Origin of the sequence: Pectinatus sottacetonis (assembly GCF_015732155.1) — a bacterium.
GTDB lineage: Bacteria > Bacillota > Negativicutes > Selenomonadales > Selenomonadaceae > Pectinatus > Pectinatus sottacetonis.
The window spans coordinates 1,528,106-1,550,250 of sequence record NZ_WIQK01000001.1 but is presented as its reverse complement, the minus strand read 5'-3'; the positions used below and the strand labels follow the sequence as shown (position 1 = coordinate 1,550,250).

Annotated in this window: 38 protein-coding genes; 1 reads left to right on the top strand and 37 read right to left on the bottom strand. The window is 38.4% G+C overall.

What is annotated here, in order from left to right; translation table 11 throughout:
• Positions 1–156: 156 nt before the first annotated feature.
• Positions 157–1,254, top strand: a complete 1,098-nt coding sequence (locus I6760_RS07210) for a YkvI family membrane protein (protein WP_196593816.1) — start codon at positions 157–159, stop codon at positions 1,252–1,254.
• 266 nt (positions 1,255–1,520) lie between these two features.
• Here the strand turns inward: I6760_RS07210 and rplQ are convergent, their stop codons facing one another.
• From rplQ to I6760_RS07025, 37 genes are all read right to left on the bottom strand, one after another.
• A complete protein-coding gene (gene rplQ, locus I6760_RS07205; protein WP_196593815.1) occupies positions 1,521–1,862 on the bottom strand; it encodes a 50S ribosomal protein L17 in 342 nt (113 codons plus the stop codon).
• Positions 1,863–1,873: 11 nt separating this feature from the next.
• Positions 1,874–2,833, bottom strand: coding sequence for a DNA-directed RNA polymerase subunit alpha (locus I6760_RS07200; RefSeq protein ID WP_196593814.1), 960 nt, complete (start codon positions 2,831–2,833; stop codon positions 1,874–1,876).
• 60 nt (positions 2,834–2,893) lie between these two features.
• On the bottom strand, positions 2,894–3,481 hold the full coding sequence (gene rpsD / locus I6760_RS07195) for a 30S ribosomal protein S4 (RefSeq protein WP_196593813.1): 588 nt from the start codon (positions 3,479–3,481) through the stop codon (positions 2,894–2,896).
• A gap of 20 nt (positions 3,482–3,501) precedes the next feature.
• Entirely contained in the window at positions 3,502–3,891 is a 390-nt protein-coding gene (gene rpsK, locus I6760_RS07190) for a 30S ribosomal protein S11 (protein WP_196593812.1), read from the bottom strand.
• Between the two features lie 12 nt (positions 3,892–3,903).
• On the bottom strand, positions 3,904–4,278 hold the full coding sequence (gene rpsM / locus I6760_RS07185; RefSeq protein ID WP_196593811.1) for a 30S ribosomal protein S13: 375 nt from the start codon (positions 4,276–4,278) through the stop codon (positions 3,904–3,906).
• An 18-nt stretch (positions 4,279–4,296) separates the two neighbouring features.
• Positions 4,297–4,410 carry a 50S ribosomal protein L36 gene (gene rpmJ / locus I6760_RS07180; RefSeq protein WP_132548289.1) on the bottom strand — a complete coding sequence of 38 codons (114 nt, stop codon included), beginning with the start codon at positions 4,408–4,410 and terminating at the stop codon, positions 4,297–4,299.
• A gap of 47 nt (positions 4,411–4,457) precedes the next feature.
• Positions 4,458–4,676 carry a translation initiation factor IF-1 gene (infA, locus tag I6760_RS07175; RefSeq protein WP_009645081.1) on the bottom strand — a complete coding sequence of 73 codons (219 nt, stop codon included), beginning with the start codon at positions 4,674–4,676 and terminating at the stop codon, positions 4,458–4,460.
• A gap of 146 nt (positions 4,677–4,822) precedes the next feature.
• Positions 4,823–5,467 (bottom strand): adenylate kinase, encoded by a 645-nt coding sequence (locus I6760_RS07170; protein ID WP_196593810.1) that lies wholly within the window; start codon positions 5,465–5,467, stop codon positions 4,823–4,825.
• 11 nt (positions 5,468–5,478) lie between these two features.
• A complete protein-coding gene (gene secY, locus I6760_RS07165; RefSeq protein WP_196593809.1) occupies positions 5,479–6,735 on the bottom strand; it encodes a preprotein translocase subunit SecY in 1,257 nt (418 codons plus the stop codon).
• Position 6,736: 1 nt separating this feature from the next.
• Positions 6,737–7,177 carry a 50S ribosomal protein L15 gene (rplO, locus tag I6760_RS07160; RefSeq protein ID WP_196594793.1) on the bottom strand — a complete coding sequence of 147 codons (441 nt, stop codon included), beginning with the start codon at positions 7,175–7,177 and terminating at the stop codon, positions 6,737–6,739.
• Positions 7,178–7,201: 24 nt separating this feature from the next.
• Positions 7,202–7,387: a 50S ribosomal protein L30 gene (rpmD, locus tag I6760_RS07155; RefSeq protein WP_196593808.1), complete on the bottom strand. Its 186-nt coding sequence runs from the start codon at positions 7,385–7,387 to the stop codon at positions 7,202–7,204.
• A gap of 13 nt (positions 7,388–7,400) precedes the next feature.
• The gene (gene rpsE / locus I6760_RS07150; RefSeq protein ID WP_196593807.1) at positions 7,401–7,901 is read right to left on the bottom strand and encodes a 30S ribosomal protein S5; all 501 of its coding nucleotides are present in this window, start codon (positions 7,899–7,901) and stop codon (positions 7,401–7,403) included.
• 23 nt (positions 7,902–7,924) lie between these two features.
• The gene (gene rplR, locus I6760_RS07145; protein WP_196593806.1) at positions 7,925–8,284 is read right to left on the bottom strand and encodes a 50S ribosomal protein L18; all 360 of its coding nucleotides are present in this window, start codon (positions 8,282–8,284) and stop codon (positions 7,925–7,927) included.
• A gap of 26 nt (positions 8,285–8,310) precedes the next feature.
• A complete protein-coding gene (gene rplF / locus I6760_RS07140) occupies positions 8,311–8,862 on the bottom strand; it encodes a 50S ribosomal protein L6 (RefSeq protein ID WP_196593805.1) in 552 nt (183 codons plus the stop codon).
• Between the two features lie 24 nt (positions 8,863–8,886).
• A complete protein-coding gene (gene rpsH, locus I6760_RS07135; protein WP_196593804.1) occupies positions 8,887–9,285 on the bottom strand; it encodes a 30S ribosomal protein S8 in 399 nt (132 codons plus the stop codon).
• Between the two features lie 28 nt (positions 9,286–9,313).
• On the bottom strand, positions 9,314–9,499 hold the full coding sequence (locus I6760_RS07130; RefSeq protein ID WP_196593803.1) for a type Z 30S ribosomal protein S14: 186 nt from the start codon (positions 9,497–9,499) through the stop codon (positions 9,314–9,316).
• Positions 9,500–9,519: 20 nt separating this feature from the next.
• Positions 9,520–10,059 carry a 50S ribosomal protein L5 gene (rplE, locus tag I6760_RS07125; protein WP_196593802.1) on the bottom strand — a complete coding sequence of 180 codons (540 nt, stop codon included), beginning with the start codon at positions 10,057–10,059 and terminating at the stop codon, positions 9,520–9,522.
• 21 nt (positions 10,060–10,080) lie between these two features.
• Positions 10,081–10,413, bottom strand: coding sequence for a 50S ribosomal protein L24 (rplX, locus tag I6760_RS07120; RefSeq protein WP_231036137.1), 333 nt, complete (start codon positions 10,411–10,413; stop codon positions 10,081–10,083).
• 18 nt (positions 10,414–10,431) lie between these two features.
• On the bottom strand, positions 10,432–10,800 hold the full coding sequence (rplN, locus tag I6760_RS07115) for a 50S ribosomal protein L14 (protein WP_196593801.1): 369 nt from the start codon (positions 10,798–10,800) through the stop codon (positions 10,432–10,434).
• A gap of 41 nt (positions 10,801–10,841) precedes the next feature.
• Positions 10,842–11,099, bottom strand: coding sequence for a 30S ribosomal protein S17 (gene rpsQ, locus I6760_RS07110; RefSeq protein ID WP_196593800.1), 258 nt, complete (start codon positions 11,097–11,099; stop codon positions 10,842–10,844).
• 33 nt (positions 11,100–11,132) lie between these two features.
• Positions 11,133–11,333 (bottom strand): 50S ribosomal protein L29, encoded by a 201-nt coding sequence (gene rpmC, locus I6760_RS07105; protein ID WP_196593799.1) that lies wholly within the window; start codon positions 11,331–11,333, stop codon positions 11,133–11,135.
• Positions 11,323–11,763: a 50S ribosomal protein L16 gene (gene rplP / locus I6760_RS07100; RefSeq protein WP_196593798.1), complete on the bottom strand. Its 441-nt coding sequence runs from the start codon at positions 11,761–11,763 to the stop codon at positions 11,323–11,325. The genes rpmC and rplP overlap by 11 nt, the downstream gene beginning before the upstream one ends.
• Positions 11,763–12,434, bottom strand: a complete 672-nt coding sequence (rpsC, locus tag I6760_RS07095) for a 30S ribosomal protein S3 (protein WP_196593797.1) — start codon at positions 12,432–12,434, stop codon at positions 11,763–11,765. Before rpsC ends, rplP begins: the two co-directional genes overlap by 1 nt.
• Before the next feature lie 15 nt (positions 12,435–12,449).
• Entirely contained in the window at positions 12,450–12,782 is a 333-nt protein-coding gene (gene rplV, locus I6760_RS07090) for a 50S ribosomal protein L22 (protein ID WP_196593796.1), read from the bottom strand.
• A gap of 21 nt (positions 12,783–12,803) precedes the next feature.
• Entirely contained in the window at positions 12,804–13,085 is a 282-nt protein-coding gene (gene rpsS / locus I6760_RS07085; protein ID WP_196593795.1) for a 30S ribosomal protein S19, read from the bottom strand.
• Positions 13,086–13,123: 38 nt separating this feature from the next.
• The gene (rplB, locus tag I6760_RS07080) at positions 13,124–13,963 is read right to left on the bottom strand and encodes a 50S ribosomal protein L2 (protein WP_196593794.1); all 840 of its coding nucleotides are present in this window, start codon (positions 13,961–13,963) and stop codon (positions 13,124–13,126) included.
• A gap of 23 nt (positions 13,964–13,986) precedes the next feature.
• A complete protein-coding gene (rplW, locus tag I6760_RS07075) occupies positions 13,987–14,268 on the bottom strand; it encodes a 50S ribosomal protein L23 (protein ID WP_196593793.1) in 282 nt (93 codons plus the stop codon).
• Complete coding sequence (rplD, locus tag I6760_RS07070; protein ID WP_196593792.1) at positions 14,268–14,891, bottom strand: 50S ribosomal protein L4; 624 nt, start codon at positions 14,889–14,891, stop codon at positions 14,268–14,270. Before rplD ends, rplW begins: the two co-directional genes overlap by 1 nt.
• 26 nt (positions 14,892–14,917) lie before the next feature.
• Positions 14,918–15,562 (bottom strand): 50S ribosomal protein L3, encoded by a 645-nt coding sequence (gene rplC / locus I6760_RS07065; RefSeq protein ID WP_196593791.1) that lies wholly within the window; start codon positions 15,560–15,562, stop codon positions 14,918–14,920.
• A gap of 15 nt (positions 15,563–15,577) precedes the next feature.
• The gene (rpsJ, locus tag I6760_RS07060) at positions 15,578–15,889 is read right to left on the bottom strand and encodes a 30S ribosomal protein S10 (RefSeq protein WP_456320150.1); all 312 of its coding nucleotides are present in this window, start codon (positions 15,887–15,889) and stop codon (positions 15,578–15,580) included.
• A gap of 165 nt (positions 15,890–16,054) precedes the next feature.
• Entirely contained in the window at positions 16,055–17,242 is a 1,188-nt protein-coding gene (gene tuf / locus I6760_RS07055; protein ID WP_196593789.1) for an elongation factor Tu, read from the bottom strand.
• 18 nt (positions 17,243–17,260) lie between these two features.
• Positions 17,261–19,339 carry an elongation factor G gene (fusA, locus tag I6760_RS07050; RefSeq protein ID WP_196593788.1) on the bottom strand — a complete coding sequence of 693 codons (2,079 nt, stop codon included), beginning with the start codon at positions 19,337–19,339 and terminating at the stop codon, positions 17,261–17,263.
• A gap of 26 nt (positions 19,340–19,365) precedes the next feature.
• Positions 19,366–19,836 carry a 30S ribosomal protein S7 gene (gene rpsG, locus I6760_RS07045; protein ID WP_196593787.1) on the bottom strand — a complete coding sequence of 157 codons (471 nt, stop codon included), beginning with the start codon at positions 19,834–19,836 and terminating at the stop codon, positions 19,366–19,368.
• Between the two features lie 38 nt (positions 19,837–19,874).
• On the bottom strand, positions 19,875–20,252 hold the full coding sequence (gene rpsL, locus I6760_RS07040) for a 30S ribosomal protein S12 (protein WP_132548344.1): 378 nt from the start codon (positions 20,250–20,252) through the stop codon (positions 19,875–19,877).
• A gap of 51 nt (positions 20,253–20,303) precedes the next feature.
• Complete coding sequence (locus I6760_RS07035) at positions 20,304–20,549, bottom strand: L7Ae/L30e/S12e/Gadd45 family ribosomal protein (RefSeq protein WP_196593786.1); 246 nt, start codon at positions 20,547–20,549, stop codon at positions 20,304–20,306.
• A gap of 224 nt (positions 20,550–20,773) precedes the next feature.
• Positions 20,774–21,490, bottom strand: coding sequence for an amino acid ABC transporter ATP-binding protein (locus I6760_RS07030; protein WP_196593785.1), 717 nt, complete (start codon positions 21,488–21,490; stop codon positions 20,774–20,776).
• A complete protein-coding gene (locus I6760_RS07025; protein ID WP_196593784.1) occupies positions 21,477–22,145 on the bottom strand; it encodes an amino acid ABC transporter permease in 669 nt (222 codons plus the stop codon). Before I6760_RS07025 ends, I6760_RS07030 begins: the two co-directional genes overlap by 14 nt.

Here is a 22,145-nt window from a genome sequence, read left to right as displayed (position 1 = left end):
TTATTACTACAAGCAGTCGCTGTAAGGCGCTGAAAAAGTGAAAAGACATAACCTTTGCTACAAAGATCATTAAAATCTATTCTAGCATCAGAAGTTCCTTTTGTAAGTAAGGCGGATGTCTTGCTTACAAAACTTATTATACGAGGAGTGACAAAAATGAATAAGGACTCAATAAGTATTAAAAAACTCATTATCCTGGCAGGAGCCCTATCAGCTTACTGGATAGGTTCTGGTTTTGCCACCGGCCAGGAGGCACTACAGTTTTTTGCGGTGTATGGAATTAATGGCATTTTAGGTGGGATCATATTTCTTATTATAATGAGTGCTATAACTTATATTCTATATGGCAGAGGACAGATAAATAAATTTAAAAATCCCTATGATATTTTTGAATATTATTGTGGTAAATTGTTAGGACAAGCTTATATCTGGTATAGTATTACTTTAATTTATTGTATATTTGTTGTTATGTTAGCCGGTGGAGGTGCCACTATAAATCAGTATTTTGGTATGACCACATATGTTGGAACAGGTATAATAGGTATTTTAGCTTTAGGGACTGCTTTGCTAGGTGTAGAAAAGCTCATTGATATTATTGGAGTAATTGGTCCAGTAAAAATAGTATTTTTAGCGATAATAGGGCTGTTTGCCTTAAAAACACTGGCTGGACAACCAACACTTTTGCTTAGTAAAGCTTCTCTAATGCCTGTATTAGGTTTTAAAGCAGCCTCGTCAAGCTGGTTATGGTCTGCTACATTATATGCCTTTTTAGCACTTATCGTCAGTATTCCGTTTCAAATAAACTGCGGAGCATCGGCTAATAATTTAAAAGAAGCACGCATTTCTGGTATTATCGGAACCTTAGGTTTTACTATAGCAATTATTTTATTAGTAATAGGTGAAATAGTTTATAATCATCTTATAGTAAATCAGCAGGTTCCTACCTTGGCCATTGCCAGATATATATCACCTGTTTTGGGGTTATTATTTTCTATTCTGATAGTGGTATCGATCTATTCAGCAGTGGCTTCTTTTCTCTTAATGGTCGTCAGAAAATTTGCCGTTGACAAAACAAAAAAATTCAATATAATTGCCACTGTACTCACTTTCATCGGCGTATTTTTTGGCGGTATAATTCCTTTTGATGAATTAGTAAATATTCTTTATCCATTTGCCGGTTATTCCGCTATTGTGTTTGTCTGCTTCATGACATTTAAAGAAGTAAAATTAAAAATCACCAATAAGAATTATTAATTTTACTAAAATATTGTCCTTTTATAAGAAGTGACACATTAATATATATTTAAAGCTAACAGAAAGGATAAATTCTTAACTATGATCAAATTAATACAGCTTTTATAGCTTTCACACTCAACTGCTGATAATTATATATATCACTTAAAGAGAGCATCTATTATAAATACAGAGATGCTCTCTTTATATTGTAACAAAAAAATAAGAACCGCCATAAGACAGTTCTTATCACATATCTCATTTATAACAGGCATTACCTGTATAAATTATTTAACTAATTCAAGGATAACCATCGGAGCGGCATCACCGCGACGAGGTCCTAGTTTAAGAATACGAGTATATCCACCCTGGCGCTCATTATACGCAGGAGCTATTTCATCAAATAATTTTGCTGCTGCTGCCTGATCCTGCAAATCAGCAATGACCTGACGACGTGCGTGTAAATCACCACGTTTAGCCAAAGTGATCATTTTTTCAGCAAGTCCGCTTATTTCTTTTGCCTTTGCTTCTGTTGTTTCAATGCGTTCACGTTGGAACAATGCTGTCAAAACACTGCGAAAAAGAGCACGACGTGCACTACTATTACGACCTAACTTTCTATAAACCAATTTTTTCCCTCCTATTCGTCATTGTGAGTAAGCGAAAGTCCTAATTCTTTCAATTTATTCCTTACTTCATCAAGTGATTTTCTACCTAAATTTCTGACCTTCATCATATCTTCTTCAGATTTTTGAACAAGATCAGCAACTGTATTTATTTCAGCACGTTTCAAACAATTAAATGAACGGACTGACAAATCGAGATCCTCAATTGTCATTTCCATCACTTTATTTACATCGTCTTCTTCATTTTCCATGAAAGTGCTTTCAGATTCATTTTCTTCTTCAGAACATCCTGCCATACTCTGGAAAAGCTTGAAATGCGCTATTAAAATGCTGGCAGATTTACTCACAGCTTCTTCTGGTCTTAATGAACCATTAGTCCAAACTTCCATAGTAAGCTTATCATAATCTGTTACATTTCCTACACGGGTATCTGATACAGTATAATTTACTCTTTGTATCGGGGAAAAAATCGAGTCGATAGGAATGACACCTATAGGCTGATCAGGCTTTTTATTCTTATCAGAAGGAACATAACCTCGACCACGTTCAACTGTCATTTCCATTTTGAGTGAGCCACTTTCGTCAACAGTTGCAATATGCAGATCGGGATTTAATATTTCAATGTCAGCGTCAGTTTTAATGTCCGCAGCAGTAACTTCTCTTTCTCCGGTAACATCAATACTGATAGTATGTGGTTCGTCATTATACATTTTGAGACATAACGACTTCAAATTTAAAATAATATTAGTAACGTCATCTCTCACACCCGGTATTGTAGAAAATTCATGAAGTACGCCATCAATTTTAATTGATGTAATCGCAGCTCCCATCAATGAAGATAAAAGTATACGGCGCAGTGAATTTCCTAAAGTTGTTCCATACCCGCGTTCAAGTGGTTCACAGACAAACTTGCCATATTTTTGATCTTCACCTATTTCCACAATCTCTATTTTAGGCTTTTCGATTTCGATCATCTAAGGTTCCCCTCCTTTATTCTATGCACATAAAGTGCTAACACTGCCCAATATGACATATTATCTGGAGTACAATTCGATGATAGCCTGTTCATCTACCGGAACATCAATTTCGTCGCGATTAGGAAACCTTGTCACCGTACCACCTAATTCACCAGCAGTAAGCCATGCAGGAACACTTAAATTATTACCTGATTCAGCAATAGCTTTAAACAGTTCATTGGAACGGCTTGATTCTTTTACACCAACAACATCATTAGCATGTACAAATGCTGAAGGAATATCAAGACGTTTACCATTGACTGTAATATGCCCATGTGATACCATCTGGCGAGCTTGACGACGGGTACTGGCAATTCCTAAACGGAATACTACATTATCAAGACGTCTTTCCAGTAAAATCAAAAGATTTTCCCCTGTTACACCTTGCATTTTTTTTGCTTTATCATAATAAAGACGAAATTGTTTTTCCAATACGCCATAAATAAATTTTGCCTTTTGTTTTTCTTTAAGCTGCATACCGTATTCGCTTACTTTACGAGTTCTGCGGTTAACCTGGCGTTTAGATTTCTTGCCAAGACCGACAACAGCAGCTTCAATGCCTAATGCGCGGCATCTTTTAAGCGATGGTACTCTATCAATTGCCATTTATCTATTCTTCCCTCCTATTATACTCTTCTACGTTTTGGTGGACGACAGCCATTATGCGGAATGGGGGTTACATCCTTAATCATATTTACTTCAAGTCCCGTAGCCTGGAGTGAACGGATAGCTGCTTCACGTCCTGCACCAGGCCCTTTTACGTATACTTCTACCTGTTTTAAGCCATGTTCCATTGCTGCCTTTGCTGCAACTTCTGCTGCCATCTGTGCAGCAAAAGGTGTGCTTTTACGTGATCCTCTGAATCCGAGTCCACCAGCACTTGCCCAGGAAAGTGCATTACCATTTTTATCAGCAATAGTTACGATTGTATTATTAAAAGTTGAACGAATATGGGCGATTCCATATTCGATATTTTTACGTTCTCTTTTTTTTGTGCGAGATTTACCTGCTGGCAATTCTATCCCTCCTTATACTTCTTTTTTCTTACCCATAATAGTTTTCTTAGGACCTTTTCTTGTACGTGCATTGTTTTTAGTATTTTGTCCGCGTACGGGCAATCCAAAGCGATGACGTCTGCCACGATAGCAGCCAATTTCTACTAAACGTTTAATATTGAGCGATACTTCACGACGAAGGTCACCTTCAACTACATAATTTTTTTCAATAGCCTCACGCAATTTTGCAACTTCATCTTCTGTTAAATCACGAGAACGTGTATCTGGATTGATTCCTGTCGCGGCTAAAATGTCACGGGAAGATTTCAAACCAATACCAAAAATATATGTTAAAGCGATTTCCATTCGTTTATCGCGTGGTAAATCTACGCCGGCAATACGTGCCATATGTTAACACACCTCCTGTTATCCTTGTTTTTGTTTATGTTTAGGGTTTTCGCAAATGACCATTACCCGGCCCTTACGTTTAATTATTTTACATTTTTCACAAATACGTTTCACTGATGGTCGTACTTTCATTGCAATTACTCCTTTCAGCAATATTCCTATAATCTTCAATATGCCGCTTATTTAAATCTATAAGTAATGCGGCCTCTCGTAAGATCATACGGCGTAAGCTCTATTGTAACTTTATCCCCGGGAAGTATACGTATAAAATTCATGCGTATTTTACCGGACACATGAGCTAAAACGACGTGGCCGTTTTCCAGTTCTACCTGAAACATTGCGTTTGGTAATGCTTCAAGCACTTTACCTTCAACTTCAATTACATCTTGTTTAGACATGAAACTGCTCCCTTTCGAATGAAGGTTGGGCTATCTCTGTATTTTCAGGCAACCTTTTTTCTAAGGAACCATCCTTGCCCAACATTATTGCAATGAATTGTCCTCGTAGCATTTCTTCACTATTCAGCACAATTATCTTTATTATATCAGCCGCGTAATACAGCCACAACATCACTATACACCTTGTCCATTGACTGTCTGCCGTCAACCTGTTTATATATACCTGCATCCTTATAATATTTGATAAGCGGTTTTGTCTGCTCATCATAAACAGCTAACCTGTTTTTCATAGTTTCTTCACTGTCATCAGCACGCTGATAAAGCTCTCCGCCACAAATATCACAAATACCGTCTTTCGCTGGTACTTTAAACCTTATATGATAAGTTTCTCCACATTTTTTACAAATACGCCGTCCTACAGCCCGTTCTATAAGCTCTTTTGCCGGAACATCTATATTAAGCGCTCCAGTCAATTTTAAGCCTAATTCAGCTACTATTTTATCAAGTGCTTTTGCCTGTTCAACGGTACGGGGAAACCCATCAAGAATAAATCCCTTCTGGCAATCATCCTGTGATAAACGTTCCTTAACAATACCTATAGTAACATCATCCGGCACAAGTTTTCCTTGATCCATACAAGCTTTAGCTTTTTTACCAAGCTCCGTCTGATTTTTAACTGCGGCTCTAAACATATCGCCTGTAGAAATATGCGGGATTTTAAATTCTTCTACCAATTTTGCCGCCTGTGTGCCTTTGCCCGCACCAGGGGGCCCCATTAACAAAATATGCATAATAATTCTCCTTATTTCATAAAACCTTCATAATGGCGCATAACCACCATAGATTCTATTTGCTTCATCGTGTCAAGTGCAACCCCTACTACGATTAGCAACGCTGTACCGCCAAAATATATTCCCTGAATATGTGTGGCATGAGCAATAACCATAGGAAGTATTGCTATAAATGCTAAAAATACTGCCCCAGCTAATGTTATTCTCGTCATAATTTTATCAAGATATTCGGCCGTATCCTGTCCAGGTCGTATTCCTGGTACAAATCCGCCATATTTCTTAAGATTATCCGCTAAGTCAGGTATTTTTAGTGTAACAGCTGTATAAAAATAAGTAAAGAAAATTATCAGCAGAGTATATGTTATTGCATGAGTAAGTGTTCCCCATTGGAAATAAGAGGCAATTGTCTTTACCCAACCAATATTTACAAACTGGCCAATTGTAGCCGGAAACATCAGTAACGATGAGGCAAAAATAATAGGAATAACTCCTGCCTGATTAACTTTTAATGGTATATGCGAGGATCGTCCACCATAAGTTTTATTTCCGACAACTCTTTTAGTATAAGAGATAGGCACTCTACGCTGCCCCTCTTGGATAGCAATTACAAAAACTATCATCGCCAGTGCTATTATAATAAATAACACTACATTAAAATAATTTATTGTGCCTGCCTGTAAATATTTATACATTGTGCCCAATGAACGCGGCAAAGCTGCCACGATACCGGCAAAAATAATTAATGAAATACCATTTCCTATACCATTGGCTGTTATCTGTTCACCAACCCACATTAAAAAAACTGTTCCTGCTGTTAATGTGATTGCAATAATTAAAATGGATATCGGATTAGGATTTATTATAGCGGCTTTTAATCCTATGGACATACCAACAGCCTGTAAAAACGCAAGGACAACCGTTAAATAACGGGTGACCTTTATCGTTTTTTTCTGGCCTTCTTCTCCTTCTTTGGACCAATCTTCCAAAGTCGGAATAACTACAGCTAACAGCTGCATTATGATAGAAGCATTGATATACGGTGTTATACTCATAGCAAATATAGAAAACTTACTAAGAGCTCCTCCCGAAAATAAATCCAACAGTCCAAATAAATTACCACTATTAAAAAGATGTTCCAGTGCACTTGGGTTAACTCCAGGTACCGGGATATGAGTTCCCAGCCTGAACACTGCAAACATTATTAAGGTGAAGATGATTTTTTGCCGTAATTCAGGAATTTTAAATATGTTCCCAAGGGCTGAAATCAACTCAGATCACCTCAATTTGTCCGCCTGCTGCTTTAATTTTTTCTTCAGCAGATTTTGTGAACCCCTGCGCTTTCACAGTAAGTTTTTTTGTTATTTCTCCATTACCAAGGATACGGATACCGTCGCATACATTTTTTAATATGCCGGATTCTACTAAAGTAACTGCATCAACTACGCTGCCATCTTCAAAACGTTCAAGCATACAAACGTTAACTTCTGCATATTCCTTAGCAAAAATATTTTTAAATCCGCGTTTTGGCAATCTACGATAGATCGGCATCTGCCCACCTTCAAAACCGGTACGAACACCGCCGCCGGAGCGGGAATTCTGTCCCTTATGACCACGTCCTGAAGTCTTGCCTAAACCAGAACCAAGACCGCGCCCTACACGAATACGTGTTTTCTTCGATCCCGGAGCTGGAGCCAATTCATGTAAATTCATCGTCAACTGGCACCCCCTTCTCAATTATGCATTAATTTCTTCTACTGTTACGAGATGTTCTATTTTATGAATCATACCGCGAATAGCTGGATTATCTTCTTTTTCCACCACGGAATTTATTCTTTTTAAGCCTAAAGCCCTAACAGTTGCACGTTGATCCTGTGGATGACCGATAAGGCTGCGGGTAAGAGTAACTTTCAGCTTTGCCATTGAAATAACCTCCTTAACCCAAAAGTTCCTGAACAGTTTTGCCACGCAACTGGGCAACTGTTTCTGCTTTTTTTAATTGATTCAAACCACAAATTGTAGCACGAACCATGTTATTAGGATTAGAAGAACCAAGTGATTTTGTTAAAATATCACCTATACCACATAACTCGAGTACTGCACGGGCAGGACCGCCAGCAATAACTCCAGTCCCTTTTGCTGCCGGTTTTAAAAGCATTTTTCCTGCACCAAAAATTCCTGTAATCTGATGCGGAATAGTTTTTTCAACCAATGATACTTCTATCAAATTTTTCTTTGCATCTTCAATACCTTTTCTGATTGCTTCCGGTACTTCACTGGCTTTACCAAGTCCTGAACCAACATGACCGTTCTTATCACCGACAACAACCAACGCACTAAATGAAAAACGGCGACCGCCTTTTACGACTTTAGCAACACGGTTTATATATACAACTTTTTCCTGTAACTCAAGCGCATTAGCATCTATTCTGGACATTAATTAACCTCCTGTTCCATAAATTAAAATTTGAGTCCTGCTTCACGAGCTGCATCAGCCAAAGCTGCAATACGACCATGATATAAATACCCGCTGCGATCAAATACAACTTCCGTGATGCCTTTTTCTATAGCGGCTTTAGCTACTGCTGTTCCAACTAATTTAGCTGCTTCAGTATTTCCACCGTATTTCTTAAAACTTTTATCCTGCGAGCTAGCTGCTGCTAATGTAACGCCATTAACATCATCAATAACCTGGGCATAAATATTGCTAAGGCTGCGGAATACATTTAAACGAGGTCTTTCTTTTGTGCCGGACAACCGATTACGTACACGCAGATGACGTTTTTGACGAGCTTCATTTTTATCCTGTTTTTTAAACAAGTCAATTGCTCCTTTCTCTTAAAAAATCATTTAGCCGCTTTAGCGCCGGCCTTACCAACTTTACGACGAATGTGTTCATTTTCGTATTTAATACCTTTACCTTTATAAGGTTCTGGTTCTCTATACCCACGAATCTTTGCCGCAACTTCGCCAACGATTTCTTTATCGATACCGGATACAACTATCTTATTAGATGCCGGAGCAGTAAGAGTAATTCCAGTTGGTGGTTCAACGATTACAGGATGTGAAAATCCTAATGAAAGATTAAGATTTTTTCCCTGCTGGGTTGCTCTGTAACCAACACCATTGATTTCAAGATTTTTAGAAAAACCTTCTGTCACACCCACAATCATATTATGAATAAGGCTACGTGTAAGACCATGTAATGCTCTATGTTTTTTATCATCAGAAGGACGCTGTACAGTGACAACATTTCCTTCAATTGTTATTTTTATATCTTTATGGCACGTACGAGATAATTCTCCCTTTGGTCCTTTTACAACTACGTAATTATTATCTGAAAGAGTAACTGTAACGCCGTTAGGAATCTCAATAGGTGCTCTACCAATTCTTGACATTTGTACACCTCCTAGTTCTAAAGATTACCATACATAAGCTAATACTTCGCCGCCAACACCTGCACCGCGAGCTTTTTTATCACTCATAATACCTTTTGATGTAGATATTATAGCGATACCAAGACCACCTAAAACACGCGGTACTTGATCTTTTTTCGCATAAGTACGAAGTCCGGGACGAGAAATACGTTTTAAACCAGTAATTACCTGTTCATCATCAGGACCATATTTTAATTTTATTGTGATAACACCCTGCTTATTATCTTTAGTAAAGGTATAATCTTTTATAAAGCCCTCTTCTTTTAAAACGTCAGCAATAGCTTTTTTCGTATTAGAACCAGGAATTTCAACTTTATCATGTAGGACAGAGTTTGCATTGCGCAAACGTGTAAGCATATCTGCAATCGGATCAGTCATTCCCATAAAACCGATATCCTCCTTTCTTTCTAAGTTACCAGCTGGCTTTTGTTACGCCAGGAATTGCGCCTTTATAAGCTTGTTCTCTAAAACAAATACGGCACATATCAAATTTACGCATATAACCGTGCGGACGGCCACAAATTTTACATCTATTATATTTACGAACTTTATACTTTGGTTCATTGCTCCATTTTTCAATCAATGCCTTTTTGGCCATTAAAAACTTACCTCCACTTCTTATGCACTAAACGGCATTCCCAAAAGGCGGAGAAGTTCTTTGGCCTCTTCGTCGGTTTTAGCCGTTGTTACAACGATAATATTCATTCCACGAACCTTGTCTATTTGATCATATTCAATTTCCGGAAAAATCAATTGTTCTTTAAGTCCTACGGAATAATTGCCGCGGCCATCAAATGCTTTTCCGCTGACACCACGAAAATCTCGAACGCGTGGTAATGCAATATTTACAAATTTATCCAAAAACTGATACATACGTGTCCCACGTAAAGTTACCTTACAGCCAATAGGCATTCCTGCGCGAAGTTTCCATGCTGCTAATGATTTCTTAGCTCTTGTCAATATTGGTCTTTGTCCTGCTATTATAGTCAAATCCTTAACAGCTGAATCTAATGCCTTGGAATTGCTGACAGCCTCACCAACACCCATATTGATAACAATTTTTTCTACTTTAGGCAGCTGCATAACATTTTTATAACCAAATTTTTCAGTTAAAGCCGGAACTATCTCTTTTAAATATCTTTCTTGCAATCTATCCACCAATGTTGCCTCCTTCCCTTATTATTTTGCCTGGTCTAAAAGTTCGCCACATTTTTTGCATACACGAACCATTTTACCATTTACTTCTTTTTTAGCAACACGGGTTGGTTTGGAACATGCCGGACATACAACCATTACTTTAGCTGCATGCATAGGTGCTTCTTTAGGAATAATACCGCCTTTTGGTACATTCTGGTTAGGCTTGGTATGGCGTTTTACTTTGTTTATTCCTTCAACTATGACTTTATCTTTTTTTGGCATTGCTTTCAAAACTTTACCCTGTTTGCCCTTATCTTTGCCAGATAATACAACAATTGTATCACCTTTTTTTACCTTCAATTTATATTGTGACAATTTTGCACCTCCTCACCATTAGAGTACTTCTGGAGCCAATGAAATTATCTTCATGAATGCCCTGTCACGCAGTTCTCTGGCTACAGGTCCAAAAATACGAGTGCCCTTTGGGGTTTTATCTTCTTTTATAATTACGGCTGCATTTTCATCAAAACGGATATAAGACCCATCTTTTCTTCTGAGTCCTTTTTTAGAACGTACTACTACAGCTTTAACGACTTCACCTTTTTTTACCATACCACCAGGAGAAGCAGATTTTACCGCAGCGACGATAATATCACCAACATTGGCATATTTGCGATAAGAACCACCCATAACACGGATGCACATGATTTCCTTTGCACCAGTATTATCGCCAACATTGAGCATTGTCTGTTGTTGGATCAATTGTTTTACCTCCTTTATTAAAATCCTTGGGCCTAATAAAATTATTTTGCTCGTTCAAGAATTTTAACGACTCTCCAACGTTTATCTTTAGATAACGGGCGTGTTTCCATGAGAGAAACGGTATCGCCGGTATGGGCATCGTTGTTTTCATCATGAGCTTTAAACTTAACTGTCTTTTTTACAAGTTTCTTGTAAAGTGGATGCTGTTCCAGATCTTCCACAGCAACTACGATAGTTTTGTCCATTTTATCACTTACGACTTTACCAATTTTAGTCTTGCGTTCATTTCTTTCACTCATAAAAGAGCCTCCTTCCTTATGCATATCTTTTCATCAGGCATTAACTTTTAATTCTTGTTCACGCTGAATTGTTTTTATACGAGCAATTGTTTTCTTTATATCCTTGATACGCATAGGATTTTCCAGTTGCCCTGTGGCAAGCTGAAATCTTAAATTAAAGAGCTCTTCTTTAAGTGAAGCAATTTTCTGGTTAAGTTCGCCGTCACTCATATCACGTATATCTTTAACCTTCATTTACTTCACCGCCTTCTTGCTGTTCTTCACGTTTTATAAATTTTGTTCTTATAGGCAGTTTATGTCCTGCAAGACGCATAGCTTCTTTAGCAGTTTCTTCAGTTACGCCGCCCATTTCAAACAAAATACGACCGGGTTTTACTACTGCTACCCAATATTCAGGTGCCCCTTTACCTTTACCCATACGAGTTTCAGCAGGTTTCGCAGTTACTGGCTTATCTGGGAATATTTTAATCCAAACCTGACCACCACGTTTAATGTAACGGGTCATAGCAATACGAGCTGCTTCAATCTGGCGATTGGTAATCCATGCCGCTTCAAGTGCTTGAAGACCATATTCACCATGAGATACTGTCGTACCACGATGGGCTTTACCCTTCATTCTTCCACGAAACTGTTTACGGAATTTTGTTCTTTTTGGAATTAACATTAAGCTTCGCTCCCTTCAGCTGCAACCTTTACAGGTTGTTTTTTTTCTGGAAGGATTTCGCCTTTGAATATCCATACCTTTACACCAATACGACCATAAGTAGTATGTGCTTCAGCAGTACCATAATCAATATCGGCTCTTAATGTATGAAGTGGAATACTCCCTTCACGATAGGATTCGCTTCTGGCAATTTCAGCACCGCCAAGACGACCACCAACGGTAACTTTTATTCCCTTAGCTCCCATGCGAATAGTACGTCCTACTGACTGTTTCATTGCACGGCGAAATGCAATACGACGTTCAAGCTGCGATGCAATATTTTCTGCAACAAGTGTTGCATCCATATCTGGTTGCTTGATTTCTGCAATATTAATATCAACATGTTTCGTCGTGAATTTTTTCAAATTATTTTTAATCTGTTCAATTCCAGAACCACCACGACCAATTACCATACCAGGCTTTGCTGTATGAATTGTAAGTTTAAGACGATTCTTGGAACGTTCTGTTTCAATTCGTGAAACACCTGCTTGATGAAGGCTCTGTTTAAGAAATTCACGGATTTTTATATCTTCGTATAAGTTTGCCGCATAATCTTTATCGGCATACCATTTTGCATCCCATGATTTTACGATGCCAATACGCATACCATGCGGATTAACTTTCTGGCCCAAATCTATTGCCTCCTTTTATCTTTCTTTTACTACAACTGTAACATGCGATGTACGCTTCAAAATTTTGAATGCCTGTCCACGAGAACGCGGATGTATTCTTTTTAATGTAGGTCCTTGATCAACACATGCTTCTGCTACATAAAGTGCATCCACATTCATATCAAAGTTATTTTCCGCATTTGCTACGGCCGATTTTAATACTTTATTTACTACATCAGCTCCCGCTTTCGGTGTAAATTTTAAAATTGCAAAAGCATCAGCTACATTTTTACCACGGATAAGATCTATGACAACACGAGCTTTGCGCGGAGCAATTCTAACATATTTGGCTACTGCTTTAGCGTCCACTAAAGTTCCTCCTTTCGGCAATTATTTTAAAGTAGTCTTGCGTTCTTCCCCGCCGTGGCCTTTAAATGTACGGGTCGGTGCAAACTCACCTAATTTATGACCAACCATATCTTCAGTCACATATACCGGCACATGCTTACGACCATCATGTACAGCAATTGTATGCCCTACAAATGATGGCAGGATAGTTGAACTTCTTGACCATGTTTTTATAACTTTTTTTTCATTTGCCACATTCATGGCATCTATTTTCTTTACGACACTTTCATGAACGTAAGGTCCTTTTTTTATGGATCTTGACAAGATGTATCCTCCTTTCAACCATCTGATTATAGATTATGTTATTTCTGACGACGATTTACGCGGCGTTTAACAATAAATTTATCTGATGGTTTCTTACGACGTGTTTTAGCACCCATAGCACATTTACCCCATTTAGTAACAGGATGTTTACGTCCAACAGGACTTTTTCCTTCCCCACCACCATGTGGATGGTCATTAGGATTCATGGCTACACCACGGTTTGCCGGACGAATACCAAGCCAGCGGGAACGACCTGCTTTACCAATGGAAATATTTTCATGCTCAAGGTTACCAATTTGACCGATTGTTGCACGGCAATTTACATGTACTTTGCGCAGTTCGCCTGATGGCATACGTAAAAGCGCATAATCGCCTTCCTTTGCCATAAGCTGAGCTGCAGCACCAGCTGAGCGAACTAACTGTCCACCTTTGCCAATTTTAAGCTCAATGTTATGAATCATTAATCCTACAGGAATATTAATTATCGGCAGAGCATTACCTGTCTTAATATCAGCATCAGGCCCTGATACTACTGTATCGCCTACTTTTAAACCGTTAGGAGCTAATATATAGCGTTTTTCACCATCAGCATAATTAAGTAAAGCTATGCGTGCACTGCGGTTAGGATCATATTCTATTGTTGCCACGCGAGCCGGTACAGAATCCTTATTACGCTTAAAATCAATTATACGGTAAAGACGTTTATGGCCACCGCCTTGATGTCTTACTGTCATACGACCATGCATGTTACGGCCGCCCATTTTCTTTAAGCTTTCGGTCAAAGATTTTTCTGGTTTATCAGTTGTGATTTCCTCAAAAGAAGAAACAGTCATAAATCTTCTTCCTGGGGAATATGGTTTGAATTTTTTTATTGCCACGTTATTTACCTCCTTTTCTTAAATTACGCTTCAAAGAATTCTATTGTTTCTCCAGCAGCGAGTTTTACAATTGCTTTTTTATAATCGGGACGTTTACCCATCGTACGGCCCATACGTTTTACCTTACCGGTAACATTAATGGTATTTACATCGGTAACCTTTACTTTGAATATTTCTTCAACAGCCTTACCGATTTCAATTTTATTTGCTCTCTTAGCAACTTTAAAAACATATTTTCCCTGAGCCATAAGATCAGTTGTTCTTTCAGTTACCAGCGGTTTTATAATAATATCTCTTACGTCCATTATGCCAATACCTCCTCAATACGGGTAACAGCATCTTTCGTGATGAAGAGTTTATTATGATTTAAAATATCATAAACATTCAATCCATTAGAATTTATTGCTTTTACACCCGGAATATTACGGGAAGATTTTTCCACGTTTTCAGCAAAATCAGCTGTTATAATAAGGGTCTTATTATCAATACTGAAATCACTCAGCATTTTTACAACATCTTTTGTTTTGGGTGCTGCAAATTCAAGATTATCCAGCACAATGAAATCTTTGCTATTTACTTTATCAGTGAGTGCACATTTTATTGCTAAACGACGCTGTTTACGTGGCATTGAAAACGCATAAGAACGAGGATGGGGTCCAAAGATTGTACCACCACCGACCCATATTGGAGAACGAGTGCTACCGCTTCTTGCGCGACCTGTTCCCTTTTGACGCCATGGTTTACGGCCACCGCCGCGAACAAGGCCTCTTGTTTTTGTAGCATGTGTACCTAGACGCTGAGATGCAAGCTGCATAACTACAGCCTGATGAACAAGACCTTCATTTATTTCAACACCGAACACATTTTCATTCAGCTGCATATCGCTGACTTTTTGTCCGGTCATGTTAAATACTTCTACTGTAGGCATTTACCTCATTATCCTCCTTCCAATTATTATTTTTTATTTGGTTTAACCGTTGCTTTTATAGTTACAAAGCTGTTTTTCGCTCCTGGAACAGCACCTTTTATAAGTAAAAGATTACGTTCACTATCAACCCGGACAATACTTAAACGCTGTATAGTAACCTGATCTGTACCCATATGTCCCGGTAATTTTTTACCCTTTAACACACGTCCACCATGTCCACTGATCATTGCACCAGTTGAACCAGGTTCACGATGTGATTTAGAACCATGTTTCATTGGACCGCAGGCAAAATTATGGCGTTTTATTCCACCAGCGAACCCTTTGCCTTTTGAAACTCCAACTACATCTACCAATTCACCTTCAGCAAATATGTCAACGCCGACTTCATCGCCGACATTATATTCAGAAGTATCAGCTAAACGTATTTCACGGATAAACTTTACCGGAGCTACGCCCGCTTTAGAAAAATGACCCTTCATTGGTTTTGTTACCTTCTTTTCTTTGAGGCTGCCAAAACCAATCTGTACTGCATTATAGCCATCATTTTCCATTGTTCTATTTTGAAGCACGACATTTTTACCGGATTCAATTACTGTAACGGGTATTACTCCGCCTTCATCGGTAAAAATCTGAGTCATGCCAAGTTTTTTACCTAAAATTGCTTTTGTCACTTTTACCACCTCCTATTACAATTTAATTTCGATATCCACGCCAGCCGGTAAATCTAAACGCATCAAAGCATCAACTGTCTTTGATGTAGGTTCTAAAATATCAATAAGACGTTTATGTGTTCTCATTTCGAACTGTTCGCGAGAATCTTTATTTACATGTGGAGATCTTAAAATTGTATAGATATTTTTTTCGGTGGGTAAAGGTATCGGACCGGACACCATTGCACCGGTTCTTTTAGCTGTATCAACTATCTTTACTGCGCTTTGATCAAGAGCCTTATGATCATATGCTTTTAAACGAATACGTATTTTTTGTTGTTTGGACAAAATATTTTCCTCCTTATCGCCCAGATTCCCTGATCCAGACATTTCTCTGTACTAGTTACCTCGTAAAAACACGAGCAATCTAACACATCATCGCATGGGACAAAAAAAAGCCTTATATAAGGGCGGCAGTTGCCGCCCTTATATAAACTTTATAGTTTTTTGAAATTATTTTTCGATTTCAATTACACGGCCTGCACCAACGGTGTGACCACCTTCACGAATAGCAAAACGCAAACCCTTTTCAATAGCGATTGGAGTAATGAGTTCAATATCCATTTCGATGTTATCACCAGGCATAACCATTTCAGTACCTTCAGGTAATGTAACAACCCCGGTAACATCAGTTGTACGGAAATAGAACTGAGGACGGTAGTTGGAGAAGAATGGAGTATGGCGACCGCCTTCATCTTTAGTCAGTACATAAACCTGAGCTTTGAATTTGGTATGCGGATGTATTGTACCAGGTTTAGCAAGAACCTGACCACGTTCAATTTCAGTACGATCAATACCACGTAAAAGAGCACCGATGTTATCACCAGCAACTGCAGCATCCATACTCTTACGGAACATTTCAATACCTGTTACTGTTGTGGATTTTCTTTCATCTGAAAGACCAATTATTTCAACTACATCATTTAATTTTAATTCACCACGTTCAACACGGCCTGTAGCAACAGTACCACGACCAGTAATTGTAAATACATCTTCAACTGGCATTAAGAATGGTTTATCTGTATCACGAACAGGTGTAGGAATATAATCATCTACAGCATCCATAAGATCAAGAATCTTTTGTTCTGCTTCTGGATCACCTTCCAGTGCTTTTAAAGCTGAACCTGTGATAACTGGGATATCATCACCAGGAAAATCATAAGAAGAAAGAAGTTCACGAACTTCCATTTCAACAAGTTCTAATAATTCAGGATCATCAACCTGATCTACTTTATTAAGGAAAACAACCATAGCAGGAACACCAACCTGACGAGCAAGCAGGATATGTTCACGTGTCTGAGGCATAGGGCCATCAGCAGCACTAACAACTAAAATTGCACCATCCATTTGTGCTGCGCCAGTAATCATGTTCTTTACATAGTCAGCATGGCCCGGGCAGTCAACATGGGCATAATGTCTTTTATCTGTTTCATATTCAACATGAGCAGTATTAATTGTAATACCACGTTCACGTTCTTCTGGAGCCTTGTCAATCATGCTGTAATCTTCAAATTGTGCATATCCTTTTTTAGAAAGGACTTTTGTGATAGCAGCAGTAAGAGTTGTTTTACCATGGTCAACGTGACCAATAGTACCAATATTAACATGTGGTTTAGTTCTTTCAAACTTTTGTTTAGCCATTGTGAGTAATTTCCTCCCTTATTCACCTTTGTTTTTTGTAACAATAGCATCTGATATATTTTTAGGAACTTCTTCATAATGAGATACTTCCATTGAATAGTTCCCACGACCCTGAGTTCTGGAACGTAAGTCAGTAGAATAACCAAACATTTCAGACAAGGGTACCATTCCATTAATGACCTGAACGCCATTGCGTGGTTCCATGCCCTCAATGCGGCCGCGACGAGAATTCAAATCTCCAATTACGTCACCCATATAATCTTCAGGAACAGTTACTTCAACTTTGACATACGGTTCCAAAAGAACTGGATCTGCTTTTTGCGCACCATTTTTAAATGCCATGGAGCCGGCAATTTTAAATGCCATTTCTGATGAATCGACTTCATGGAATGAACCATCATAAACAATTACTTTAATATCAACCATAGGATAACCAGCAACAATACCATTATTCATGGCTTCTTTTACACCGTTTTCAATTGGGTTGATATATTCCTTAGGAATAGCACCACCAACAATTTTACTTTCAAAAGAAAACCCTTCGCCAGGTTTTTGCGGCATAATTTCTAACCAGCAATGACCATACTGACCTTTACCACCAGACTGACGAATAAATTTACCTTCTGCCTTAACAGTTTTCCTGATTGTTTCTCTATAAGCAACCTGAGGTTTACCAACATTACATTCAACCTTGAATTCACGAAGCATACGATCTACGATAATTTCTAAATGCAGTTCTCCCATACCTGAAATTATTGTCTGCCCTGTTTCATGGTCAGTTTTAACACGGAACGTTGGATCTTCTTCTGCCAGTTTCTGTAAAGCAATACCCATTTTTTCCTGATCTGCTTTTGTCTTAGGTTCAACAGCTACCGAAATAACTGGATCAGGAAATACCATAGATTCAAGAACTATTGGATGTTTCTCATCACAGAGTGTATCACCTGTTGTCGTAGACTTAAGTCCAACAGCCGATGCAATATCACCGCTGTATACAACATCAAGTTCCTTACGATGATTTGCATGCATTTGCAAGATACGTCCAATACGTTCCTTTTTATCTTTAGTAGAATTATATACATAAGAACCTGCTGATAATGTACCAGAATATACACGGAAGAATGCTAGTTTTCCAACAAACGGATCCGCCATAATCTTAAAAGCCAATGCTGCAAATGGTTCTTCATCACTTGCATCACGTTCATCTTCTTCACCTGTATCCGGATTAACTCCCTTGATTGCCGGGATATCCAATGGTGAAGGCATATAATCAATAACTGCATCCAGCATAGGTTGTATGCCCTTGTTCTTATATGAAGAACCGCAAATAACCGGACAGATTTTGCACTCTACTGTAGCTTTTCTGATAACTTTTTTGATTTCGTCTTCAGTGATTTCTTCACCTTCAAGATATTTCATCATGAGGTCATCATCTGTTTCAGCTATAACATCAAGCATTTTCTGACGGTATTCCTGTGCTTTTTCCTTCAAATCATCCGGAATAGGCCCAAATGTTTCCAGTTTACCTTCTTTGTCTTCATATAAAATAGCTTCCATTTTTATCAAATCAACCATACCCTGGAAGTTATCTTCTGCTCCAATAGGAATTTGGATAGGCACGGGATTTGCATGTAAGCGATCTTTCATCATTTGAATAACATTGTAAAAATCAGCACCAACAATATCCATCTTATTGACATAAACCATACGTGGTACATTGTAGCGTTCAGCCTGGCGCCAAACGGTTTCTGATTGCGGCTCAACGCCACTTTTACCAGAAAGTACTGTTACCGCACCATCAAGTACCTTTAATGAACGTTCAACTTCTACTGTAAAGTCCACGTGTCCGGGCGTATCTATTATATTAATACGATGGTTTTTCCAATGGCAAGTAGTTGCCGCAGAGGTAATTGTTATTCCTCTTTCTTGTTCCTGAGCCATCCAGTCCATAGTAGCTGCGCCATCATGAACTTCCCCGATTTTATGAACAATTCCAGTATAGAACAGTATACGTTCAGTTGTGGTGGTTTTGCCAGCATCAATATGTGCTATGATACCGATATTACGAGTTTTTTCAAGAGAAAACTCTCTGCCCACTTGTATCGCTCCTTGTTCTATTTAAATTACCAACGATAATGTGCGAATGCCTTATTTGCTTCCGCCATTTTATGCGTGTCTTCTTTTTTCTTTATTGCAGCGCCAGTATTATTAGCCGCATCCATGAGTTCTCCAGACAATCTTTCATTCATTGTCTTTTCGCCACGTAAGCGAGCATAATTAACCAGCCAGCGAATTCCTAGTGTCATACGGCGATCAGGACGAACTTCAATTGGCACCTGATAATTAGCACCACCGACACGACGTGCACGTACTTCTAAAACAGGCATTACATTATTAAGTGCAGTTTCAAAAACTTCTAATGGATCTTTGCCTGTTTTGTCTTTTATACGATCAAATGCATCATATACTACTTGTTCTGCAACACTTTTTTTACCAGAAAGCATTACTTTATTAATAAATTTTGTTACCTTTTTTGATTTATAAACCGGATCCGGCAATACATCACGTTTAGGTACAGGACCTTTTCTTGGCATTTATGTCCCTCCTTGTCATTAAGCATTTTTATAAATAATTATTTTTTCTTACCGCGTTTCGCACCATATTTGCTTCTTCCCTGTGCACGGTCTTGAACTCCTGCAGTATCAAGCGAACCGCGGATAATATGATAACGAACACCTGGTAAATCCTTTACACGACCGCCGCGAATCAGAACAACACTATGTTCCTGAAGATTATGTCCAATTCCTGGAATATAAGCTGTTACTTCAATACTATTAGTTAAACGGACACGGGCAACTTTACGCAATGCGGAGTTAGGCTTTTTAGGGGTTGTTGTATAAACCCTGGTGCAAACACCACGTTTCTGCGGGCAGTTTTTAAGTGCCGGAGCCGTAGATTTTTCCTGCATGCTCTGTCTGCTTTTTCTGATCAACTGATTAATTGTAGGCATACATGCACCTCCTTCCTAAAAGATAAAACCCGAAACCGGGCATATCGGCAATTACTTGTTTATAATAGCTGCTGCTGCAGCGCCGACTTCTATTGAGCAGGCTTTGCCAAGTTCTGCCATCGTAGATCCTGTTATAATTTTAACTTTTCTGCTTTCGCATAAAATCTTTAATGGTTTCAGGACCCTGTCATCTGCGTCAATAGCTAAAAAAACATATTCTGCTAAACCGTTATTAACAGCCTTTGTCACCTGTTTCATTCCAATAACCCGTTTTGCATTTTTCAGTTCTTCCAGCATCAATATCACTCCTGTAACATTACCGCAGTCTCAGACACTCGTATATTTTACCATGCATAAAAATCTATGTCAACACTTATTTCATAAGTATTTACATTTACACGTTGCCTGGTGTATCTTATACTATATATCATAAAATGAAATTCCCGATAACATTCTTCATTATCGGGAATTTCATTTAAAAGGCTCCGGCTTTATATCACACTTATATAGCAGCAAACTCATTACAAAACCTTTGATAAAAAAAGCCTCGTACGTTCTTCCTTCGGCGATTCAAAAACAGCCTTAGGTTTTCCCTGCTCAATTATTTTCCCATTATCCACAAACAGTAACCTTGTCCCTACTTCGCGAGCAAATCCCATTTCATGTGTAACAATAACCATTGTCATTCCATCTTTAGCTAAATTACGCATTACATCGAGAACTTCCCCTACCATTTCAGGATCAAGAGCAGAAGTTGGTTCATCAAACAACATTACTTTGGGTTTCATTGCCAGTGATCTGGCAATAGCCACTCGCTGTTGCTGTCCACCTGAAAGCTGTGAAGGATATGCCAAAGCTCTATCTTTTAATCCAACTTTATCAAGTAATGCCAAAGCAGCTGCTTCCGCCTCACAGCGTTTCAGAGAACGAACCTTCATTGGTGCAAGTATAATATTATCTAATACTGTCATATGTGGAAACAAATTAAATCGTTGAAAAACCATCCCTATTTCTGAACGGATTTTATTTATATCAGTTTTTTCTAAATCCATTCCATCAATTATTACATGCCCCTGTGTTGGTATTTCCAAATAATTAATGCAACGTAAAAGCGTTGATTTCCCAGAACCTGACGGCCCTATTATAACGACCACTTCACTTTGCTGTACCGTCAGATTTATTCCCTTTAAAACATCAGTAGAGGCAAATGATTTATGCAAATCTTTAATTTCTATCATTTTTTATATCAAACCTCCGTTCTAAATAAGAAACAAGTTGGGATATCGTAAGCGTCATCACAAGATATAGGAATGCCACACTGAGCCATATTTCTAACGATCCATAAGTTCTTGCTATTATAAGTTGTCCACGCCGCGTCAATTCTTCAAATCCTATAACTGAAACCAGTGAGGAATCCTTGAGCAATGCGATAAATTCATTACCGAGAGGCGGTATTACACTTTTAAAAGCCTGTGGTACTATTATATAGCGCATTGTCTGCGCCCATGTAAGTCCTAAAGATCTCCCTGCTTCCATCTGTCCTTCATCAACAGATTGTATACCGGCTCTGAAGATTTCTGCTACATAGGCGCCGCTGTTTATACTACATGCTGTGATAGCCGCAACAAAAGGATTCATATGAATATCGACTACAAGCGGTAGAGCAAAATAAATTATAAATATTTGCACAAGTAGCGGTGTGCCACGTAAAAAATCTACATATACAGCCGCCAGCCATTTTACTGGTTTAACTTTAACTACACGCCCTATTCCAACAAATAAACCTATAAATATTCCTAATGCTACGCTGATAATTGTTATTTTCACAGTCACCAGTGCTCCAGCTAGCAGAAGCGGAAAAGATTCAATGACTAAATTAAAATCAAAACTCAT

Bases quoted from the DNA above. Each gene is read 5' to 3' on its own strand.
- rplW (WP_196593793.1), bottom strand. From the start codon at position 14,268: ATGGACGTAAGAGATATTATTATAAAACCGCTGGTAACTGAAAGAACA.
- infA (WP_009645081.1), bottom strand. From the start codon at position 4,676: ATGTCTAAACAAGATGTAATTGAAGTTGAAGGTAAAGTGCTTGAAGCA.
- rpsL (WP_132548344.1), bottom strand. From the start codon at position 20,252: ATGCCTACAATTAATCAGTTGATCAGAAAAAGCAGACAGAGCATGCAG.
- I6760_RS07200 (WP_196593814.1), bottom strand. From the start codon at position 2,833: ATGATCGAAATCGAAAAGCCTAAAATAGAGATTGTGGAAATAGGTGAA.
- rpsH (WP_196593804.1), bottom strand. From the start codon at position 9,285: ATGGGAATGACTGATCCGATTGCAGATATGCTTACACGTTTGCGCAAT.
- I6760_RS07025 (WP_196593784.1), bottom strand. From the start codon at position 22,145: ATGAGTTTTGATTTTAATTTAGTCATTGAATCTTTTCCGCTTCTGCTA.
- rpmC (WP_196593799.1), bottom strand. From the start codon at position 11,333: ATGAAGGTTAAAGATATACGTGATATGAGTGACGGCGAACTTAACCAG.
- I6760_RS07170 (WP_196593810.1), bottom strand. From the start codon at position 5,467: ATGCATATTTTGTTAATGGGGCCCCCTGGTGCGGGCAAAGGCACACAG.
- I6760_RS07030 (WP_196593785.1), bottom strand. From the start codon at position 21,490: ATGATAGAAATTAAAGATTTGCATAAATCATTTGCCTCTACTGATGTT.
- rpmJ (WP_132548289.1), bottom strand. From the start codon at position 4,410: ATGAAAGTACGACCATCAGTGAAACGTATTTGTGAAAAATGTAAAATA.
- I6760_RS07130 (WP_196593803.1), bottom strand. From the start codon at position 9,499: ATGGCCAAAAAGGCATTGATTGAAAAATGGAGCAATGAACCAAAGTAT.
- rpmD (WP_196593808.1), bottom strand. From the start codon at position 7,387: ATGGCAAAGCTGAAAGTTACTCTTACCCGCAGCCTTATCGGTCATCCA.
- rpsM (WP_196593811.1), bottom strand. From the start codon at position 4,278: ATGGCACGTATTGCCGGCGTAGATTTACCACGCGATAAACGAATGGAA.
- rplF (WP_196593805.1), bottom strand. From the start codon at position 8,862: ATGTCAAGAATTGGTAGAGCACCTATTGAGATTCCTAACGGCGTTACA.
- tuf (WP_196593789.1), bottom strand. From the start codon at position 17,242: ATGGCTAAACAAAAGTTTGAAAGAACTAAACCACATGTTAATATTGGT.
- rplO (WP_196594793.1), bottom strand. From the start codon at position 7,177: ATGAATTTACATGAATTGGCTCCAGCTCCGGGATCGAAGAAAACACGT.
- rpsD (WP_196593813.1), bottom strand. From the start codon at position 3,481: ATGGCAATTGATAGAGTACCATCGCTTAAAAGATGCCGCGCATTAGGC.
- rplD (WP_196593792.1), bottom strand. From the start codon at position 14,891: ATGCCTACAGTAGAAGTATTTAACATGACCGGACAAAAAGTCAGCGAT.
- I6760_RS07210 (WP_196593816.1), top strand. From the start codon at position 157: ATGAATAAGGACTCAATAAGTATTAAAAAACTCATTATCCTGGCAGGA.
- rpsG (WP_196593787.1), bottom strand. From the start codon at position 19,836: ATGCCAAGAAAAGGTCCTGTACCTAAACGTGATGTATTGCCGGATCCG.
- rpsQ (WP_196593800.1), bottom strand. From the start codon at position 11,099: ATGAGTGAAAGAAATGAACGCAAGACTAAAATTGGTAAAGTCGTAAGT.
- I6760_RS07035 (WP_196593786.1), bottom strand. From the start codon at position 20,549: ATGCTGGAAGAACTGAAAAATGCAAAACGGGTTATTGGAATGAAACAG.
- rplP (WP_196593798.1), bottom strand. From the start codon at position 11,763: ATGTTAATTCCAAAAAGAACAAAATTCCGTAAACAGTTTCGTGGAAGA.
- rpsE (WP_196593807.1), bottom strand. From the start codon at position 7,901: ATGTCCAGAATAGATGCTAATGCGCTTGAGTTACAGGAAAAAGTTGTA.